Source organism: Microtetraspora sp. AC03309 (assembly GCF_020826795.1).
In the GTDB taxonomy this organism is placed as follows: Bacteria; Actinomycetota; Actinomycetes; order Streptosporangiales; family Streptosporangiaceae; genus Microtetraspora; species Microtetraspora glauca.
Window position 1 is genome coordinate 30,776 of record NZ_JADDIL010000059.1, and the last position, 16,951, is coordinate 47,726.

General features: G+C 71.1%; 19 protein-coding genes. 11 read left to right on the top strand and 8 right to left on the bottom strand.

Annotated elements, in window-relative coordinates:
- The first annotated feature begins 2 nt into the window (after positions 1–2).
- From IMZ11_RS29550 to IMZ11_RS29565, 4 genes are read left to right on the top strand one after another with little or no spacing between them, the layout of a single operon-like run.
- Complete coding sequence (locus tag IMZ11_RS29550; protein ID WP_228645710.1) at positions 3–188, top strand: hypothetical protein; 186 nt, start codon at positions 3–5, stop codon at positions 186–188.
- Entirely contained in the window at positions 185–520 is a 336-nt protein-coding gene (locus IMZ11_RS29555; protein WP_228645711.1) for an Asp23/Gls24 family envelope stress response protein, read from the top strand. Before IMZ11_RS29550 ends, IMZ11_RS29555 begins: the two co-directional genes overlap by 4 nt.
- Complete coding sequence (locus tag IMZ11_RS29560) at positions 498–1,100, top strand: DUF6286 domain-containing protein (protein WP_228645712.1); 603 nt, start codon at positions 498–500, stop codon at positions 1,098–1,100. The genes IMZ11_RS29555 and IMZ11_RS29560 overlap by 23 nt, the downstream gene beginning before the upstream one ends.
- Positions 1,101–1,110: 10 nt before the next feature.
- Positions 1,111–1,704: an alkaline shock response membrane anchor protein AmaP gene (locus tag IMZ11_RS29565; RefSeq protein ID WP_228645713.1), complete on the top strand. Its 594-nt coding sequence runs from the start codon at positions 1,111–1,113 to the stop codon at positions 1,702–1,704.
- A 7-nt stretch (positions 1,705–1,711) separates the two neighbouring features.
- On the opposite strand, the gene IMZ11_RS29570 is transcribed toward IMZ11_RS29565, so the two are convergent.
- Positions 1,712–2,959, bottom strand: a complete 1,248-nt coding sequence (locus tag IMZ11_RS29570; RefSeq protein WP_228645714.1) for a cytochrome P450 — start codon at positions 2,957–2,959, stop codon at positions 1,712–1,714.
- A 39-nt stretch (positions 2,960–2,998) separates the two neighbouring features.
- Positions 2,999–4,336, bottom strand: coding sequence for a glutamine synthetase family protein (locus IMZ11_RS29575; protein ID WP_228645715.1), 1,338 nt, complete (start codon positions 4,334–4,336; stop codon positions 2,999–3,001).
- 180 nt (positions 4,337–4,516) lie between these two features.
- Between IMZ11_RS29575 and IMZ11_RS29580 the strand changes: the two genes are divergently transcribed.
- Positions 4,517–5,326 carry an acetoacetate decarboxylase family protein gene (locus IMZ11_RS29580; protein WP_228645716.1) on the top strand — a complete coding sequence of 270 codons (810 nt, stop codon included), beginning with the start codon at positions 4,517–4,519 and terminating at the stop codon, positions 5,324–5,326.
- A gap of 80 nt (positions 5,327–5,406) precedes the next feature.
- On the opposite strand, the gene IMZ11_RS29585 is transcribed toward IMZ11_RS29580, so the two are convergent.
- Positions 5,407–6,882 carry an APC family permease gene (locus tag IMZ11_RS29585; RefSeq protein ID WP_228645717.1) on the bottom strand — a complete coding sequence of 492 codons (1,476 nt, stop codon included), beginning with the start codon at positions 6,880–6,882 and terminating at the stop codon, positions 5,407–5,409.
- 126 nt (positions 6,883–7,008) lie between these two features.
- On the opposite strand from IMZ11_RS29585, the gene IMZ11_RS29590 reads away from it, so the two are divergent.
- Positions 7,009–7,581 (top strand): MarR family winged helix-turn-helix transcriptional regulator, encoded by a 573-nt coding sequence (locus tag IMZ11_RS29590; RefSeq protein ID WP_228645718.1) that lies wholly within the window; start codon positions 7,009–7,011, stop codon positions 7,579–7,581.
- A gap of 21 nt (positions 7,582–7,602) precedes the next feature.
- On the opposite strand, the gene IMZ11_RS29595 is transcribed toward IMZ11_RS29590, so the two are convergent.
- Positions 7,603–8,301 (bottom strand): gamma-glutamyl-gamma-aminobutyrate hydrolase family protein, encoded by a 699-nt coding sequence (locus IMZ11_RS29595; protein ID WP_228645719.1) that lies wholly within the window; start codon positions 8,299–8,301, stop codon positions 7,603–7,605.
- A gap of 104 nt (positions 8,302–8,405) precedes the next feature.
- Here IMZ11_RS29595 and IMZ11_RS29600 point away from each other — a divergent pair, with 104 nt between their 5' ends.
- The 5 genes from IMZ11_RS29600 to IMZ11_RS29620 are packed head-to-tail and all read left to right on the top strand — an operon-like array spanning position 8,406 to position 13,053.
- A complete protein-coding gene (locus IMZ11_RS29600) occupies positions 8,406–9,860 on the top strand; it encodes an aldehyde dehydrogenase (RefSeq protein WP_228645720.1) in 1,455 nt (484 codons plus the stop codon).
- Complete coding sequence (locus tag IMZ11_RS29605) at positions 9,853–10,794, top strand: catechol 1,2-dioxygenase (protein WP_228645721.1); 942 nt, start codon at positions 9,853–9,855, stop codon at positions 10,792–10,794. The genes IMZ11_RS29600 and IMZ11_RS29605 overlap by 8 nt, the downstream gene beginning before the upstream one ends.
- Entirely contained in the window at positions 10,794–11,639 is an 846-nt protein-coding gene (locus tag IMZ11_RS29610) for a fumarylacetoacetate hydrolase family protein (protein WP_228645722.1), read from the top strand. The genes IMZ11_RS29605 and IMZ11_RS29610 overlap by 1 nt, the downstream gene beginning before the upstream one ends.
- A 29-nt stretch (positions 11,640–11,668) precedes the next feature.
- Positions 11,669–11,857 carry a ferredoxin gene (locus IMZ11_RS29615; RefSeq protein ID WP_061258765.1) on the top strand — a complete coding sequence of 63 codons (189 nt, stop codon included), beginning with the start codon at positions 11,669–11,671 and terminating at the stop codon, positions 11,855–11,857.
- A gap of 5 nt (positions 11,858–11,862) precedes the next feature.
- On the top strand, positions 11,863–13,053 hold the full coding sequence (locus IMZ11_RS29620) for an NAD(P)/FAD-dependent oxidoreductase (protein WP_228645723.1): 1,191 nt from the start codon (positions 11,863–11,865) through the stop codon (positions 13,051–13,053).
- A 43-nt stretch (positions 13,054–13,096) separates the two neighbouring features.
- Here IMZ11_RS29620 and IMZ11_RS29625 read toward each other — a convergent pair whose 3' ends face one another.
- From IMZ11_RS29625 to IMZ11_RS29640, 4 genes are read right to left on the bottom strand one after another with little or no spacing between them, the layout of a single operon-like run.
- Positions 13,097–14,374, bottom strand: a complete 1,278-nt coding sequence (locus tag IMZ11_RS29625) for a phosphoribosyltransferase family protein (protein WP_228645724.1) — start codon at positions 14,372–14,374, stop codon at positions 13,097–13,099.
- A 36-nt stretch (positions 14,375–14,410) separates the two neighbouring features.
- Positions 14,411–15,010: a TetR/AcrR family transcriptional regulator gene (locus IMZ11_RS29630; RefSeq protein ID WP_228645725.1), complete on the bottom strand. Its 600-nt coding sequence runs from the start codon at positions 15,008–15,010 to the stop codon at positions 14,411–14,413.
- 37 nt (positions 15,011–15,047) lie between these two features.
- The gene (locus IMZ11_RS29635; RefSeq protein ID WP_228645726.1) at positions 15,048–15,791 is read right to left on the bottom strand and encodes an ABC transporter ATP-binding protein; all 744 of its coding nucleotides are present in this window, start codon (positions 15,789–15,791) and stop codon (positions 15,048–15,050) included.
- Positions 15,788–16,918, bottom strand: a complete 1,131-nt coding sequence (locus IMZ11_RS29640; RefSeq protein WP_228645727.1) for an ABC transporter permease — start codon at positions 16,916–16,918, stop codon at positions 15,788–15,790. Before IMZ11_RS29640 ends, IMZ11_RS29635 begins: the two co-directional genes overlap by 4 nt.
- Positions 16,919–16,951 lie beyond the last annotated feature (33 nt).

Consider the following 16,951-nt stretch of genomic DNA (forward strand, 5'->3'; position numbering starts at 1 on the left):
ACATGAACCAGTTCCCCGTTTGGTCGGTCATCGGACTCGCCTTCGGCACGGTCCTCGGGATCGTCGGCGCCTTCGGCGGGCTCAACTCCTTCCTCATCGTGCTGGTCCTCGGGGTGGTCGGCTTCTTCGTCGGCCTCGTCCTCGAGGGCGGCGTCCAGATGCCCACGCTCCGGGCACGGCGGCAATGACCACCGAGCGTGCGGGCGTGGCCGGGCACGGCGCCACCACGGTCACCGACCGCGCGTTCACGAAGATCGCGACGGAGGTGGCCGCGGACGACGACCGGCTCGCGGAGCGGCCGCGGGTGACGGCATCCGTCAGCGGAGCCGTCGCCGCGGTCCGGCTCGGCCTCGCCGTGCGTTACCCGGCCTCCGTGCCGCAGGTCGCGGCGGACGTACGGGAGCGGCTCAGAAGCCGCGTCCATGCTCTGACCGGCATCACCGTGGAGAACGTCGACATCGACATAGTCCGGCTCGTACCGGGACCGAGGAGTGGCCATGACGACTCTCCGACCGCCTGAGACCCCCCGACCGCCCGACCGCGCGTCCGCGCGTGGCCGGGGCGCGGCGCGGTTCTTCCGTACCAGGCGAAAGGTCCCCGCCGCCATCATGGCGATCATCCTGCTGGCGATCGGAGTGCTGACCGCGATCGAGACGATCTCGGCGCTGTTCGGCCACCCAGCGAAGATCGTGCCGTACGGCCAGGTGGCGGACTTGGCCCGTGCCGCGACCTGGCAGGACAACGCCGTCATGGCGTGCGCCGGAGCCCTGGGGATCATCGGGCTGGTGCTCATGCTGATCGGGCTGGCCCCCGGACGCCCCCGGCTGGTGCCGCTGCGCAGCGGCGATCCCGACATGATCATCGGGATGCCGCGGCGCATGCTGGCCCGGGTGCTCGGCGCGGTCGCCGGCCAGGTCGACGGGGTGCGGCGCGTCCGGGCGAAAGTACGCGGACGGCGGGTGACCGTACACGCGGGCAGCGACCTGCGTGACATGTCCGCGCTGCGTGACCGGGTGGAGGCCGCCGTGGACGACGAGCTGGCCAAGCTCGCGCCGGTCGGCCGGTACACGGTGCGGACCAAGGTGAGCGGACCAAGGTGAGGGGTGTCTCATGAGACGAGGAAAGGCGTTCGGCCGGGGCATCGCGTGGGGCAATCGCACCGGCCTGGCCCTGCTCGGCCTCCTCCTCTTCGCGGCCGGTGGCGCCGCCCTGGCACGTGGCCTGGGCGTGTTCGGCGCGGACGCGGCCAGGCAGCCGTTGCTGCCCGGCTTCGTCACCGCCTTCGCCCGCTCCACCTCCTGGTTCTGGCCGGTCGTGGCGATCGGGGGCGTCGTGCTCGCGCTCATCGGGCTGAGCTGGTTGCTCGCCCTGCTCCGTCTCGACCGGTTGCGGCGGATCCGTCTGGAGTCCGGTCCTTCCGGCGTCACCGAGATCGGCGGCAGGCAGGCGGGCGAGGCGCTGGCCGGGCAGGTGAGCGGCTATCAGGGCGTGCGGCGGGCCAGGGCCACGCTGCGTGGGAAGCCCGACGCCCCCGCCCTGGATCTGCGCGTGATCTCACAGGACCCCGCGAACCCGGACGCCCTGATCGCCCGGCTGCACGACGAGGCGGTCCCCGACCTGCGCGCCACGCTCGGCATGCGCCGCCTGCCCGCTCTGGTCAGGCTGGACTTCACCACCCGCAAGCGGACCCGCGAGGTTCACTGAGCTCCCGTCAGGCGAGCGTGACGGTGACCGGGAGCTCCTTGATGCCGTTGACGAAGTTGGAGCGGACCCGGCGGATGTCCCCGGCGAGCCGGATGTCGGCGAGGCGCGGCAGCAGCTCCTCGAACATGATCCGGATCTCCAGGCGGGCGAGCGCGTTGCCGAGGCAGAAGTGCGGGCTGCCCTTGCCGAAGGTGATGTGGTCGTTGTTCTGACGGGTCACGTCGAAGGTGTAGGGCGACTCGAAGGCCCGCTCGTCGCGGTTGCCTGAGGCGAACCACATGACGACCTTGTCGCCTTCGGCGATCTTCTGCCCGTGCATCTCCACGTCCTGGGTCGCCGTACGGCGGAAGTGGTAGACCGGGGAGGCCCAGCGGAGGAACTCCTCCACCGCGTTCGGCATCAGCGAGAGGTCCTGCCGGAGCTTCTCCGCCTGCTCGGGGTGCTCGATCAGCGCGCGCATCGTGTGCGAGATCGCGTGCCGGGTGGTCTCGTTGCCGGCCACCACGAGCAGCAGGAAGTAGTTGTCGAAGTCGGTCGGCGAGAGCGCCACGCCGTCGGCGGGGGTCTCGTTGACCAGCCTGCTGACGAGGTCGGTGCCGTCGCCGCCGCGCCGCTGCCTGGCCAGCTCGCGGCCGTACTCGAAGACCTCGAGGGAGGCGGGGCTGCGGAACGGCAGGTCGCGGTACTTCTCGCTCTCGGCGCTGTGCAGCAGCACGTCGGCGTAGTCGGGGTCGGTGTTGCCGATGATGCGGTTGCCCCAGTCGATGAGCTGCTGGGTGTCGTCCGCCGGCACGTCGAGCATCTTCGCCAGGACGTTGATCGGGAAGTCGGCGGAGACCTCCTTCACGAAGTCGAACGTGCCCTTGGCGAGCGCGGCGTCCAGGGTCCGGGCGGTGAGCCCGCGCAGGAAGACCTCGTACCCGGCGACAGCCCTCGGGGTGAACTCGCGCTGCAGGATGCGGCGCAGCACGCTGTGCCGGGGGCCGTCGGTCTCCAGGATGGAGCGGCGGATCGTGGCCTGCCGGTCGTCGACCTCCTCGAGGTTGGTGAACTTCATCGAGGTGAAGGTCGCCGCGTCACGGTCCACGCGCACGATGTCGGCGTGGCGGGTGAGCGACCAGAAACCGCTGCCGTGCTCGCCCTCGTCCTGCCAGTGCACCGGGGCCTGTTCGCGCAGCACGTCGAACATGCGCCACGGGGTGTCGCCGTCGAGGAACTTGTCGTTGTCCGCCAGGTCGACGTCTTCCAGGCGCATGGGTCCTCCAGAAAGGGGTTGGTGAGAAGTACGGGTTGACTAGAGGTGGTAGGCGTACTCGCGGAACTCCCAGTCGGTGATGAACTGGGAGAAGCGCTCGGCCTCGTTGCGCTTGTACGCGAGGTAGGCGGCGGTGAACTCCTTGCCGAGCACCTCGCTCAGCGCCGTGTCGGCGCCGAGGGCGTCCAGCGCGACGGGCAGCGACATCGGCAGTACGGGGGCCTTGCTGGTGTCGTACCCGTAGCCCGACAGCGGGGCGGGCGGCTCCACGCGGTCGCGGATGCCGAGGTAGACGGCGGCGAGCAGGCCCGCGATGGCGATGTAGGGGTTGGCCGAGGCGTCGCCGAGCCGCACCTCCAGGCGGGCGCCGGCGCCGCGCTCCGGCGGCACCCGCAGCATGGCGCTGCGGTTGTCCAGGCCCCAGTCGATCAGCCAGGGGGCGAGTGTGTCGGGCCCGAACCGCTTGTAGGAGTTGATCGTCGGGTTGAGCAGGGCGGCGAGCGCGGGCGCGTGCGCGAGGATTCCTCCGATGGCGTACCTGGCGCTCTCCGAGAGCCCGTACGCCCCGGAGGCGTCGTCGAAGATGTTGCGGCCGCTTTCGTCCACACACGAGAGGTGGATGTGGAAGCCGGAGCCGCCCTCGTCGTTGAACGGCTTGGCCATGAAGGTCGCCAGCAGGCCGTCGCGGCGGGCCAGCTCCTTGATGGCGGACTTGAAGCGGAACGCCCGGTCGGCCGCGTCGACCGCCTCGGAGTGGTGCAGGTTGATCTCGAACTGGCCGCCGGAGAACTCGTGGTTGCCCATGGTGACGCCGAGGTCCATCCCGCGCAGCGTGCGGAGGGTGCGCAGCACGTGCGAGCCCTTGTCGCCCTTGGCGCCGACGACGTAGACGTTGCCGGGCGCGTCGTCGTACCGCTTCCAGCCGGCGCCGTCGGGCTCCATCAGGAAGTACTCCAGCTCGGGGCCGATCACGCCGGTCAGCCCGAGCTCGGCCAGCCGGGCGGCGGCGGCGCGGACCACCTCGCGCGGCGATTCGGGGAACGCCTCTCCGGTGGCCGGGTTGACCGCGTCGCCGAGACAGTACGCCACGCCGGGCTCCCAGGACAGCGGGACGAGCGTGGACAGGTCGGGATGGATCGAGATGTCGGGGAGGCCCTCGTCGAGGCCGCCGGGCACCGGGACGACGTCGCCCTGGGGCGAGGTGTAGTAGACCGCGCGGCAGAACGCCACGCCGCTCTCGCAAACGTCGGGGAGCCGCTCCACGAGCACGTCCTTGCCGCGGTCGGTGCCGATGAGGTCGGGATAGCCGATACGGACGACGTCGACGCCCTGCTCCTTCAGGCGCTGGACGGTCCGTTCCGCGGATTCCGTACTCACGTGGCCTCCTCGATAGTGCCAGGACATGGGGGGTTCATTTGGGTGCAAACAATACGCGCGAAACCGGCGGACAACAAGAGCCCACCAATCGAAGATATCCAGGGGCTGCTCGTGACAACCCGCAGCTCAGCACATATCGTATGGATCCAAATGAACTGTCGTGACCCTCAAGGAGGCGCCGTGGCGAAGCTGCGCGGTTTCTACACGCCCAAGACCGCGACCGGCCGGTCCTCGCTGGTTCCCAGCCCGCCCTGGTACTACTCCGGCGACCTGCTCACCGTGGAGTACCGCACCGATCCCGCCAAGGTGGCCGCGCTGCTCCCCGAGCATCTCTCGCTCGCCGACGAGGACCCCGGAGCGGTGGCCGTGATCTGGGCGGACTGGCAGTCGTGCTCCGGCGGGCAGGAGGAGCTCCTCGACCCCGTCCGGTCGCAGTACAAGGAGTGCTTCGTGGTGGTGCGCTGCTCCCACCAGGGGCAGACCTACTCCCGCTGCGTCTACATCTGGGTGGACAAGGACTTCGCCATCGCCCGCGGCGCGCACCAGGGCTATCCGAAGAAGCTCGGCTCCATCCACATGACCCGCCCGCACCCGTTCGGCCAGGCCGCGCCGCGGATCGGGGAAGGTGGCGTCTTCGGCGCCACGCTCGCCGCCGCCGACCGGCGGCTCGCCCAGGCCGTCGTACGGCTGCGCGAGCCCAGCGCGACCAACGGGTTCGTCAACGGCCACCCGATGGCCCACAACCGCTGGCTGCCGTCCATCGAGCCGGGCAAGGGGCTGGCCCTGGACGAGCTGATCGTCACGGCCGGGGCGTCCTTCGAGGGCGGCCAGGCGTGGACCGGCGACGCGGAGATCGAGCTGTTCGACGCGCCCACCGAGGAGCTGGCGGACCTCACCGTGGACGAGGTCATCGGCGGCTACTACCGCCAGGTCGGCGTCGTCTGGAACGGCGGCACCCTGCTCGAGACGGGCACGTCGGGAGCGGAGTAGTCGTCGGTTGACATGAAGGTCGGTTGACATGAAGAAGGAGGGCCGGGATTCCCCGGCCCTCCTTCTTCATGTTCGGACCACTACTCCGCGGGAGCGCCGTGACCGATCTGGGCGTAGGTCCGCGGGTTGCTCGTCTTGATCCACACGCCGTACCCGATGCCGATGACACCGGCGAGCAGGACGAGACCGGGGATCAGCCAGTTCAGCACCGAGCCGTCGGGGGTGCCGAGCAGCGCCTGGAAGTTGACCACCGCGAGCACCAGGATGACCGCGAGAGCGGCACTGGACAACACCGGAGCGACCACCCTGCTCCAGCCGTTCTCGCCCCGACCGTCCCGCCGGAAGTAGCCGATGACCGAGACCGAGGTGACGACGAGCAGCAGGATGACGCCGAGGGCGCCCAGGTTGGTGAACCAGTTGAACAGCGTGCCGGTCGGGTCGCCGCCGGACACGCCGAACAGCAGCACCACCGCGGCGGCGAAGATCGACTGGGTGAGCGAGCCCACGTACGGCGAGCCGTGGCTCGGGTGGGAGGCGCCCAGCTTGCCGGGGAGTACACCCTCGCGGCCGAGCGCGAAGAAGTACCGGGCCACCGCGTTGTGGAACGACAGCAGCGCGGCGAACACGGCGGTCACCATGAAGACGTTGGCGAGCGTGGAGAAGCCGGAGCCGAGGGTCTGCTCACCGAGGATGAACACCAGGTCGGTGGCCTTCTCACCGGACTCGGCGACGATGTTGTCCACGCCGGTGCCCATCGACATCGCCCAGGCGGTGAAGGCGTAGAACAGACCGATCACCGCGACGGCGATGTAGGTGGCGCGGCTGACGGTCCGCTTGGGGTCGCGGCACTCCTCGCTGTAGATCGCGCCGGACTCGAAGCCCATGAACGACGCCATCACCCAGCAGAACCCGGCGCCGACCGCTCCGGTGGTCAGCGCGCCCCAGGTGAACGGCTCGGCGGACAGGCCGGACGGCGCGTTGGAGACCTGGGCGAAGTCGAAGACGAGCACGGTCAGGCTCTCGCAGATGAGCAGGACGGCCAGCACACGGGCGTTCAGGTCGATCCTGCGGTAGCCGAGGATCGCGATCAGCACCAGCGCGACCAGCGAGCACACCCACCACGGCACGTTCAGGCCGAAGTGCGCGCCGAGGAGCCCGGAGGCGGCCGCGCCGAACAGGCCGTACAGGCCGACCTGCATCGCGTTGTAGGCGACCAGCGCGACGAAGGAGGCGCCGACACCTCCGACCCTGCCCAGGCCCTGGGCGATGTAGGAGTAGAACGCGCCGGCGTTGGAGATGTGCCGGCTCATCGCGGCGTACCCGACGGAGAAGACCGCGAGCACGGTGGCGAGCACCAGATAGATGAGGGGAACGCCGATCACCCCGGTGGTGCCGTAGCTCATGGGGAGGCCACCGGCGGCGACGGTCAGCGGGGAGGACGCGGCCACCACGAAGAAGACGATGTCCGGCACGCCGATACGACGGCGGGAGAGTTCGTGCGTGGCGGACTGTTCACCGGCCGAGGGCCGTCCGGTGGCGATTGCCTCATCGGCCATGGCAACCTTCCATATTGGGTGGATCGGGGTTCTGGCGAGATCGTTTGCATGCGTACGACCTGCCGTTTGGCGGATCGTACGTGTACAAATGAACTTGACGCAAGAGTTGACATGAAAGGAGCAGGGGTGCCCGCGCACTATTCGTTGTCGGAGACCGAGGAGGCGGTGAAGCGCCGCTTGGGAGAGATCCCCGTCCGGCGCGAGGCACTCGCCGCCGTCTCCAACCTGTATCGCGCGGCCGCCGCGGTCCGGCAACATCTGGAGAACTCGGCGCTCCGCTCGGCCGACCTCACCTGGAGCGCGTTCGTCGTGTTGTGGGTGGTGTGGATCTGGGAGGAGATCGAGACCCGGCACGCCGCCGCCGAGGCGGGCATCTCCAAGGGCACGCTCACCGGCATCATCAAGACCCTGGAGTCGCGCGGCCTGGCGGAGCGCCGCCAGCATCCCGACGACGGCCGGCTGGCGCTGCTGCGGCTCACTCCCGAGGGCCTGGCCCTGATGGAGACGCTGTTCCCCGCGTTCAACGACGAGGAGTCGTTCGTGGTGGGCGCGCTCAATGACGAGGAGTCGCTCCACCTCGCCGACACGCTGCGCCGCATCGTCACCCACCTGGAGGAGCACGGCGAGGAGCGGCGGGAGAACCTGCGTCGCGACTCCCCCGCCCCGCCGCGTCGCGGCGGCCGCCGCCGGTCGAGCTGAGCCGGTCGAGCTGAGCCGGTTTCAGGCCGACCTGGCGGCCGTGACCAAGCCGTCGAAGACGCTCTGGTTGACGGGGTCGGTCGCCGCGGTGTCCTCGGGGTGCCACTGGACGCCCAGGAACCAGCCCGCGCCCGCGGCCCGCTCGGCCGCCTCGACCGTGCCGTCCTCCGCGTGGGCGGTGGCCACCAGGCCCTCCCCGAGCGACGACGCGCACTGGTGGTGGTAGCAGGACGCCTCCACCTTCTCCGCGCCGGTCACCCGGCCGAGCAGCGAGTCCGGCCGTACGCGCACGGGGTGGACGAGGTGGCGGTGGTCCGGCTCCATGTGCTGGCGCAGCCGCCCGCCGAGGGCCACGTTGACGACCTGGAGCCCGCGGCAGATGGCCAGCGTGGGCAGGCCGGCGCGCAGCGCGTGCCGGGCCGCCGCGAGGTCGAAGGCGTCCTGCTCGGCGTCCACGTCGTAGACGCTCTCGTGCGCCGTGTCGTCGCCGTACGCCGAGGGGGCGAGGTCGCCGCCGCCGGGGAGCAGCAGTCCGTCCACGGAGGCCAACCGGCCCGCCGCCTCGTCCGCGCCCACGGGATGCATGAGGAAGGGCTCGCCGCCGGCGCGGTAGACGGCGTCGGCGAGCGCCCTCGCGGTCACCACTGCCGAGTAACGGAGCGCGGACGTGGTGGCGGCGAACCGTGAGGGAATCGCGATGATCGGCCGGCGATCGGGCATCCCAGTCTCCTTGCAGCTTGTTTGACTCCAAACGATACCGTCATATTGACTCGCCGCGAGAGCGCGACCTAAATTGTTTGGAACCAAACGACTTGGAGGGGCGGATGGCCACTGTCGGGGATGTCACGGTCCAGGAGGATCACTGGATCGGGGGCGAACGAGTCTCCTCACCTGCGACGTTCGACGATGTCTCGCCGATCGACGGACAGGTGATCGCGCGCGTCGCACGCGGCGGCGCGAAGGAGGCCGACGAGGCGGTCCGGGCCGCGACCAAAGCGTTCCCCGCGTGGGCGCGTACGAGCCGTGAGGAGCGGGCGCGTCTTCTGCACGCGATCGCCGACGGAGTCGAGAAGCGGTTGGACCAGCTCGCGATCGTGGAGACGACCGACAACGGCGCTCTGCTTCGTTCGCACCTGCGTGGCGTGATGCCCCGCGTGGCGCACAACTTCCGCTTCTTCGCCGACTGGCTGCTCGGCCTCGGGCACGACGACTTCGAGACCCGCGGGCACCGCAACCACGTCTCGTGGGACCCGGCCGGGGTGTGTGCCCTGATCACGCCGTGGAACGCGCCGCTCATGCTGGCCACCTGGAAGATCGCCCCCGCGCTCGCCGCCGGGGACACGGTCGTCCTGAAGCCGGCCGAGTGGTCGCCCCTCACCGCGTCGCTGCTGGCCGAGATCACCGCCGAGGCCGGACTGCCCGACGGCGTGTTCAACGTCGTCCAGGGCTACGGCGAGGAGGTCGGCGCCCCCCTGGTCGCCCACCCCGACGTCCGCCGGATCAGCTTCACCGGATCGGTGCCCACCGCCCGGCACATCGCCCGGGCGGCGGCGGCCAACCTGACCCCGCTGTCCCTCGAACTCGGCGGCAAGTCCCCGCTGATCGTGTTCGCCGACGCCGACCTGGACCTGGCCGTGAACCTCGCGGTCGAGCAGTACGACAACGCCGGGCAGGTCTGCCTGGCCGGGACCCGGCTGCTGGTCGAGGAGAGCGTCGCCGCCGAGTTCACCGAGCGGTTCGTCGCCAAGGCGGCCACGCTCCGCCAGGGCGACCCGCGCGACCTCGCCACCGACATCGGCCCCAACATCCACCGCGAGCACGTCGAGCGGATCGACGGGTTCGTCCAGCGGGCCGTCGCCGCCGGAGCCACGCCCGTCATCGGCGGCGGCCCCAACACCGACCTGGGCGGCCTCTACTACCGGCCCACCCTGTTCACCGGCGCGGCCGCGGACAGCGAGATCGTCAACGAGGAGGTCTTCGGGCCGGTTCTCACGCTCCAGACGTTCCGTACCGAGGAGGAGGCCGTCGCGATGGCCAACTCCACCAGGTTCGGTCTGGCCGCCACCCTGGTGACGGGGTCGCGTGAGCGGGCCGACCGGGTCACCGAGCGTCTCGTCGCCGGCACCGTCTGGGTCAACTGCTTCTTCGTCCGCGACCTGCAGGCGCCGTTCGGCGGCGCGCGCCAGTCGGGCGTCGGCCGCGAGGGCGGCGACTGGAGCTTCGACTTCTACTGCGACGTCAAGAACACCGTCACCGCGCCGGGAGGCTGGAATGGGTGAAGTCGTCGGCGCGGGCATGCTCGCCCACGCCCCCACGATCATGCTGCCCCTTGAGGTCCGCAAGGAGCTCAACGAGGGCAAGGAGATCAGCATCGTCCCCGGGCTGCGGCGCCTGCGGGAGGAGGTCTTCGAGACCGTCGACTACGACACCGTGATCGTGCTCGACTCGCACTGGGCGACCACCGTGGAGTTCGTGGTCACCGCGCAGGACCGGCGTTCCGGGCTCTTCACCTCGGAGGAGCTCCCGCGCGGCATGTGCCGGATCCCCTACGACTTCCCCGGCGACCCCGAGCTGGCCCGCCTGATCGCGGCCCAGCAGGAGAAGCACGCCACCTGGATCACCGCGATCGACGACCACCACCTGCCGATCTTCTACGCCACGGTCAACCTGTGGAAGTACCTCGGCGTACCCGGCAAGCGGTGGATCTCGATCGGCATGTGCCAGACCGCCGAGACCGAGGACAACCTCCGGCTGGGCCGCGCGGTCGGCGACGCCATCGCGGCGAGCGACCGCAAGGTTCTGCTGATCGCCTCGGGCGCGCTCTCGCACACCTTCTGGCCGCTGCGTCAGCTCCGCGCCCACGAGTCCAGCGACCCCGTGCACGTCTTCTCCCCCGAGGCGCGTGCCGCGGACGAGGAGCGCATCGAGTGGATGCTGGCGGGCGACCACGCCCGCGTGCTCGACACGATGGAGGACTTCTACCGCTTCAAGCCCGAGGCGCGGTTCGGCCACTACCTGATGATGGCCGGGGCACTCGGCGAGCACGACCTCGTCGCGCCGGGACGGCTCTACAGCGACTACGAGAACGCCACGGGCACCGGTCAGGTGCACATCTGGTTCGACCGGCCGGAAAGCGGCTTCGCCGCTCCGCGGGCCACCGACAGCTCGGGCGACCCGTACCCCTACCCGTTCACCCTCGAAGGGACCCGTTGATGCCCGAGTACCGCAGGATCCTCCTGGACGGCGCCGCCACCCAGGTACGCCGGGAGGGTGACGAGCTGGTCAGCGCGGACGGCCGCGTGGTGGGCGTCGACGACGCCATCCACCTGCCGCCGAGCGTGCCGAGCAAGATCGTCGCCGTCCACCTGAACCACCGCAGCCGGGTCGAAGAGTTCATGACCTCGCTGCCCCCGGCACCGACGTACTTCCACAAGCCGACCTCGTCGCTGAACGGCCACAAGGGCGCGATCGTCCGTCCCGAGCGGTGCAAGTACCTCAACTACGAGGGCGAGGTGGCCATCGTCATCGGCCGCACCGCGCGGGGCATCTCGCCCGAGGAGGCCGGGGACTACATCGCCGGCTACACCGTGGGCAACGACTACGGCCTGCACGACTTCCGCGACACCGACGGCGGGTCGATGCTGCGGGTGAAGGGCTCCGACACGCTCTGCCCGCTCGGCCCCGGCCTGGTCACCGACTGGGACTTCCACGGCAAGCGGCTGCGCACGTACGTCAACGGCACGGTCGTGCAGGACGGCTCCACCGACGAGATGGAGTGGGACATGCACTACCTCGTCGCCGACATCGCCCGCACGATCACGCTCTACCCGGGCGACGTGCTGCTGTCGGGCACCCCGGCCAACTCGCGGCCGGTCCAGCCGGGCGACGTGGTCGAGGTCGAGGTCGAGGGAATCGGCAGGCTGACCAACCACATCGTCTCCGGCCCCGCCCCCATCCGTGACGACTGCGGCGCCCAGCCCACCGAGTCCGAGGAGGTCGTCTCGACCGCCTTCGGCGGTGACTGGGAGTTCCGCGGCGTCCGCGCCCCCAAGCGCTAGGCCCCACGCGTCAGAAGGAGTCAGTAAGCATGAAGGTCATCGTCGACATGGACGTCTGCAAGGACCACGGGCAGTGCGTCTTCTCCGCCCCCGAGGTCTTCCAGATCAACGAGAACGGCCGGCTGGTCTTCGAGGCCGAGCCCGACGAGTCGCTGCGCGACGCCGTCGAGGAGGCCGCCGACGTCTGCCCGCTCCAGGCCATCACGATCGAGGGCTGACGAACGTGGGCCAGCGCATCGTGATCGCGGGTGCCTCCATGGGCGGCCTGCGCGCGGCCGAGCGGCTGCGCGCCTCCGGATTCATGGGAGAAATCGTCGCCGTCGGCGACGAGACCCACATGCCCTACAACCGGCCGCCGCTCTCCAAGGAGGCACTCGCCTCCGAGGTGACCCACGAGGCGGTCGCGTTCCGGCTGCGCCCGGCCGTCGCCGACGTGACGTGGCGACTCGGCGTCCGGATCGCCTCCGCCGACCTCGCGGCGGGAGCCGTACGGCTCGCCGACGGTGCCGAGCTGGCCTACGACGGCCTGGTGATCGCCACCGGGATGCGGCCGCGGCGGCTGCCCACGCCCGGCCCCGCGCTGGGCAGGCACGTCGTACGGACCCTTGAGGACGCCCGCGCGCTGCGCGGCGAGCTGGGCCCGGACGCCCGTGTGCTGGTCATCGGAGCAGGATTCATCGGATGTGAGGTCGCCGCGACGGCGCGGCTCCTCGGCGCCGATGTGACCGTGGTCGCGCCGGAGGCGGTGCCCATGCGGCGCCCGCTCGGCGACGACCTCGGCGCCGCGCTCCAGCGGCGGCACGAACGGCAGGGGATCCGCTTCCTGCTGGGCCGTACGGTCGCCGTGTTCCTCGGCGAGGACCGGGTCACCGGTGCCGAGCTGTCCGACGGCACCCGCCTCGACGCCGATGTCGTCGTCGAGGCGGTCGGTTCGGCCTCCAACACCGACTGGCTGGACGGCAACGGCCTCGACCTGTCCGACGGTGTGCTGTGCGACAACGCGCTGCGCGTCGAGGGGCGGCCCGGGGTGGTGGCGGTGGGAGACGTGGCCCGCTTCCCCAACCCCCGCTACGACGGCGTGGCCCGGCGGGTCGAGCACTGGAGCATCCCGACCGACACGGCCAAGCGGGCCGCCGTCACGCTGATGACCGACCTCGGGCTGTCCGGGCACGACCCCGCGCCCTTCACGCCGCTGCCCACCTTCTGGAGCGACCAGTACGACCTGCGGATCCAGTCGTTCGGCGCCCCGGCGCTCGGCGGGGACGACATCCGCGTCCTGGAAGGCGACCTCGACGGCGAGGTCGTGGTCGGCTACCACCGCGACGGGGCGCTCGTCGGCGTCGTGATGATCGGCCTCCCGTCCGCCGTCGCCCGCTACCGCGCCGAGCTGATGCGCGGCCCCGCCGCCGCCTGAACCCGGCGAATCCTCTATGGCCACGCTCGACACGCGGGAATGATCAGCCACGCCTGAAGTGCTCGGCGAACCAGTCGCGCGCGAGCTCGGCGACGGCCTCGAGCGCGCCCGGTTCCTCGAACAGATGGGTCGCCCCCGGCACGATCCGTAGCTGGTTCTCGCAGCGGAGCCGCTGCTGGGCGGCCTGGTTCAGGCCGAGCACCACGTGGTCGTCGCCTCCGACGATGAGCAGGGTGGCCGCCCGAACGGCGGACAGCCGCTCTCCCGCGAGGTCCGGCCGCCCGCCGCGCGACACGATCGCCGCGACGTCGCCGTCAGGTTCCGCCGCCGCCCACAAGGCGGCGGCGGCTCCGGTGCTCGCCCCGAAGTACCCCACCGGCAGTCCCGCCACCTCCGGCCGCTCCCGCAGCCAGCTCGTCACCGCCGCGAGCCGATCCGCCAGCAGCCGGATGTCGAACACGTTGGCCCGGTCGATCTCCTCCTCAGGGGTGAGCAGGTCGAACAGCAGCGTGCCCAGCCCCTCCCTGTTGAGCGCCGCCGCCACGTAGCGGTTGCGCGGGCTGTGCCTGCCGCTCCCGCTCCCATGTACGAAGAGGACGATCCCCTGCGCCCCATCCGGTACGGCCAGCCGGCCCGCCAGCGGGACGCCCGCCGCGTCCACCTCGATCTCCCCGGTGAACCCCGGAGGATCCACGGCCCGGTGGAGCAGCTCGACCACCTGCTCATCGCTGGTCTGCGGAAAGTCGGAGTACCAGGCGCCGATCGCGTACAGGTCATGCGGGGCCTGGAGGCACACCACCTCGTCAGCGTCCTTGCGCAGGCCCGCGACCGTGTCGGGAGCGCCGACCGGGACCGCCAGCACGACACGTTCCGCGCCCTGCGCCCGAGCGACCCGGCACGCCGCCCGCGCCGTCCCTCCGGTCGCCACCCCGTCGTCCACCACGATGACCGTGCGCCCCTTCAGCTCGACCCGGGGACGTCCCCCACGGAATCGGCCCCCGCGGCGGATCAGCTCCTCCCGCTCGGCCTCCTCCACCTTCGCCATCTGCTCCTTGGTGACGCCGGCGAGCCGTACGATCTCGGGGTTCAGCACGCGCACACCGCCCTCCCCGATGGCCCCGAACCCGAGTTCCGGCTGGTACGGCACGCCGAGCTTGCGCACCACGATCACGTCGAGCGGAGCGCCGAGTGCCCTGGCCACCTCGTACGCCACCACGACACCACCCCGGGGCAGCCCCACGACGACCGCGTCGACGCCGCCGAGCCGGTCCCGCAGCAGCTCGCCCAGGCGGGTCCCCGCGTCACGCCGGTCAGCGAACACGATCGCTCACCTCCCCACCGCGTGAGGTCCTTCCTTTCAGCCCTTCCCCGGCATCGAGGGCCGATGCATCAGGAAGGGGCCGAGTAGCTCCTCCGTACGGGCGTAGACGGGAGCGCGCTCCGCGCCCAGCTCGATCATGCGGGCGGCCTTGTTCACGACGGCGTTCACGAGTTCCGCGGTGGTGGCGGGATCCGGGAGCCCGAGGTCGGCGAGCGCGCCCACGAGCGGGCCGAGCAGCTCCTCGTGCATGACCTTGCTCGTGCTGTCCAGCTTCTCGCCCGGGGCGATGCCGGCCAGAGCCTGAGCGACCGCGTGCTCACCCTCCGCGACCAGGCGGAGGTTCGCGTCGACGTAGGCGAGCACCCGGGCGCCCGGCGTGGCGGCGGCCTCCATCGCGTCGGTGACCCGCTGGGACCACCGGGGGAAGGTGTCCTCGATGAGCGCGTAGAGCAGGTCCTCCCTCGACCGGAAGTACTGGTAGACCGACGAACGGGCGAGCCCGGCCCTGGCGCCGACCTCGGCCAGCCCCGGAGCCCGGCTCGCGTCCTCGGCGAGGATGGCCCGCGCGGCGTCGAGCAGGGCCCGCCGCTGGGTGGCGCGGTGTTCCGCGACCGTGGGCGCGGTGATGCGCGGCACGGGCCCTCCTCGATCTCTCCGCGGCCCCCGGAGCCGGCTAGGCGGGAGCCGTCTGGTCGGACAGGCGTCCGTCGGTCATCTCCACGATCCGGTCGCAGTGCGCGAGCACGTCATGGTCATGGGTGACCATCACGGTAGCAACCGCCGACCGCTTCGTCTCCCGCGCCAGCAGGGACACCACCTCATGGCTGCGGGCCCGGTCCAGCGCCGCCGTCGGCTCGTCGACGAGCAGCAGCGACGGCGTGGTCATCAGCGCCCGGGCGATGCCCACCCGCTGCCGCTCGCCGCCGGACAGCTGGTGCGGCCGGCGGTCGGCCTTGTGCGCCATGCCGACCTCCTCCAGCAGTTCGCGAGGGTCACGCCGGGCGAGGTCGGCGCCTCGGGTCAGATGGGTGACCAGGCGGAGCTGGTCGAGCACGGTCAGCGCCGGCAACAGGTTGCCGGTCTGGAACACGAACCCGATGTGGTGACGGCGGTGGGCGGCGCGTTCGGCCTCGCTCATCGCCCCGATGTCACGCCCGTCGATCGTCACGGTTCCCTCGTCGGGTGTGGTGAGCGCTCCGGCGACCGCGAGCAGGCTGGACTTGCCCGCTCCCGAAGGGCCGACGACCGCGACGAACTCCCCGGGGCGTACGGCCAGGTCGACCGCGTCGAGCGCGGTGACGAGGCTGTCGCCGTCTCCGAGGCGCAGGGTCACCCCGGAGAGGGCGAGCCCGCTCCGCTCACCCGGCCCTCCGGGGTCCGTGATGCTCGGGGAGGTGGTGGTGCCGGTGTGGTTCATCGTTGTCCTCCCAGCGCGGCCAGCGGGTCGACGGCGGCGACGCGGACGATGGCCGCGGCCGCGCCGACCAGTCCGAGCGCGACGAGCAGGGCGCTCGCGACGGCGACGGCGGACGCCTCGAGCAGGAACGGCATGGCTCCGCCGCTGATGAGGGCGCCGAGCCCGACGCCGATCAGCACACCCGCGGCGGTGGCGCCCAGCAGGACCACGAGCGCCTGGAACAGGCCGTCCCGCAGCATGTACGGCTTGGACGCGCCCATCGCCCGCAGCACGGCGAGCTCGTGCTTGCGCTGGATCGTCCACACAGTGAAGAACGCGCCGACCACCAGGGCGGAGATGGCGTAGAGGAAGACCTGGATGAGGTTCAGCGTCGACGTCTCGGCGGTATAGCCGGGCGACGCGGCGAAGGACGCCGCGAGCGTGAGGGCGCTGGTGCCGGCGGCCTTGTCGCCCGCCGCGAGGTCGAGGGTGGCCCCGTCGTCGGCCTTCAGCGCGACCGCCGTCGCCTCCGTCAGCGTCTCTGGGCGTACCTGGTCGTCCGGGCCCGCGCCGGCGTGGATGCGCCGCCATGTGTCCAGCGGCACGAAGGCGACGTCGACGTGGCCGAAGGTGTACTGGTCGGCCGTCGCGCCGACGACGGTCAGCCGTGTCCCGATCCTGTCGAGAGTCACGGTGTCGCCCACGCGCAGACCGGCGTCGGTCGCGCTGGCGGACACGACGATGCCGTCGGGAGCCGCGAGCCCGCCGCCCTCGGCGGCGACCGGAGCGAGGAACGATCCGGGGGTCACTCCGAACAGGGCGAGGTCGATCGGCACGCCGCGGCTGCTGCGGGCGTTGACCAGGACGTTGCCGAACGGCTCCGCCTCCGCGACGCCCGGCCGTGCCTTCCACGCGTCCACCTGAGCGGTGTCGACCACGCTGCGCGAGAACGCGGCGTCGGTCTTGGTCCCCTCGTCGAAGGCGAACGCGGTCACCGGAAGGTTCTTCAACCCGGACACGCCGTCGTTCACCAGGCCCGACGAGAGTCCGGACAGCAGGACCATCAGCACCGCGATGAGCGCGACCACACCTCCCATCAACGTGAAGCGGGCACGCGCGAACCGTAGTTCGCGCAACGCGAGAAACATTTCCACTCCTCCCTGGAACACCCAGGTTCCCGA

Bases quoted from the DNA above. Each gene is read 5' to 3' on its own strand.
- IMZ11_RS29550 (WP_228645710.1), top strand. From the start codon at position 3: ATGAACCAGTTCCCCGTTTGGTCGGTCATCGGACTCGCCTTCGGCACG.
- IMZ11_RS29555 (WP_228645711.1), top strand. From the start codon at position 185: ATGACCACCGAGCGTGCGGGCGTGGCCGGGCACGGCGCCACCACGGTC.
- IMZ11_RS29560 (WP_228645712.1), top strand. From the start codon at position 498: ATGACGACTCTCCGACCGCCTGAGACCCCCCGACCGCCCGACCGCGCG.
- IMZ11_RS29565 (WP_228645713.1), top strand. From the start codon at position 1,111: ATGAGACGAGGAAAGGCGTTCGGCCGGGGCATCGCGTGGGGCAATCGC.
- IMZ11_RS29570 (WP_228645714.1), bottom strand. From the start codon at position 2,959: ATGCGCCTGGAAGACGTCGACCTGGCGGACAACGACAAGTTCCTCGAC.
- IMZ11_RS29585 (WP_228645717.1), bottom strand. From the start codon at position 6,882: ATGGCCGATGAGGCAATCGCCACCGGACGGCCCTCGGCCGGTGAACAG.
- IMZ11_RS29595 (WP_228645719.1), bottom strand. From the start codon at position 8,301: ATGCCCGATCGCCGGCCGATCATCGCGATTCCCTCACGGTTCGCCGCC.
- IMZ11_RS29600 (WP_228645720.1), top strand. From the start codon at position 8,406: ATGGCCACTGTCGGGGATGTCACGGTCCAGGAGGATCACTGGATCGGG.
- IMZ11_RS29605 (WP_228645721.1), top strand. From the start codon at position 9,853: ATGGGTGAAGTCGTCGGCGCGGGCATGCTCGCCCACGCCCCCACGATC.
- IMZ11_RS29610 (WP_228645722.1), top strand. From the start codon at position 10,794: ATGCCCGAGTACCGCAGGATCCTCCTGGACGGCGCCGCCACCCAGGTA.
- IMZ11_RS29615 (WP_061258765.1), top strand. From the start codon at position 11,669: ATGAAGGTCATCGTCGACATGGACGTCTGCAAGGACCACGGGCAGTGC.
- IMZ11_RS29635 (WP_228645726.1), bottom strand. From the start codon at position 15,791: ATGAACCACACCGGCACCACCACCTCCCCGAGCATCACGGACCCCGGA.
- IMZ11_RS29640 (WP_228645727.1), bottom strand. From the start codon at position 16,918: ATGTTTCTCGCGTTGCGCGAACTACGGTTCGCGCGTGCCCGCTTCACG.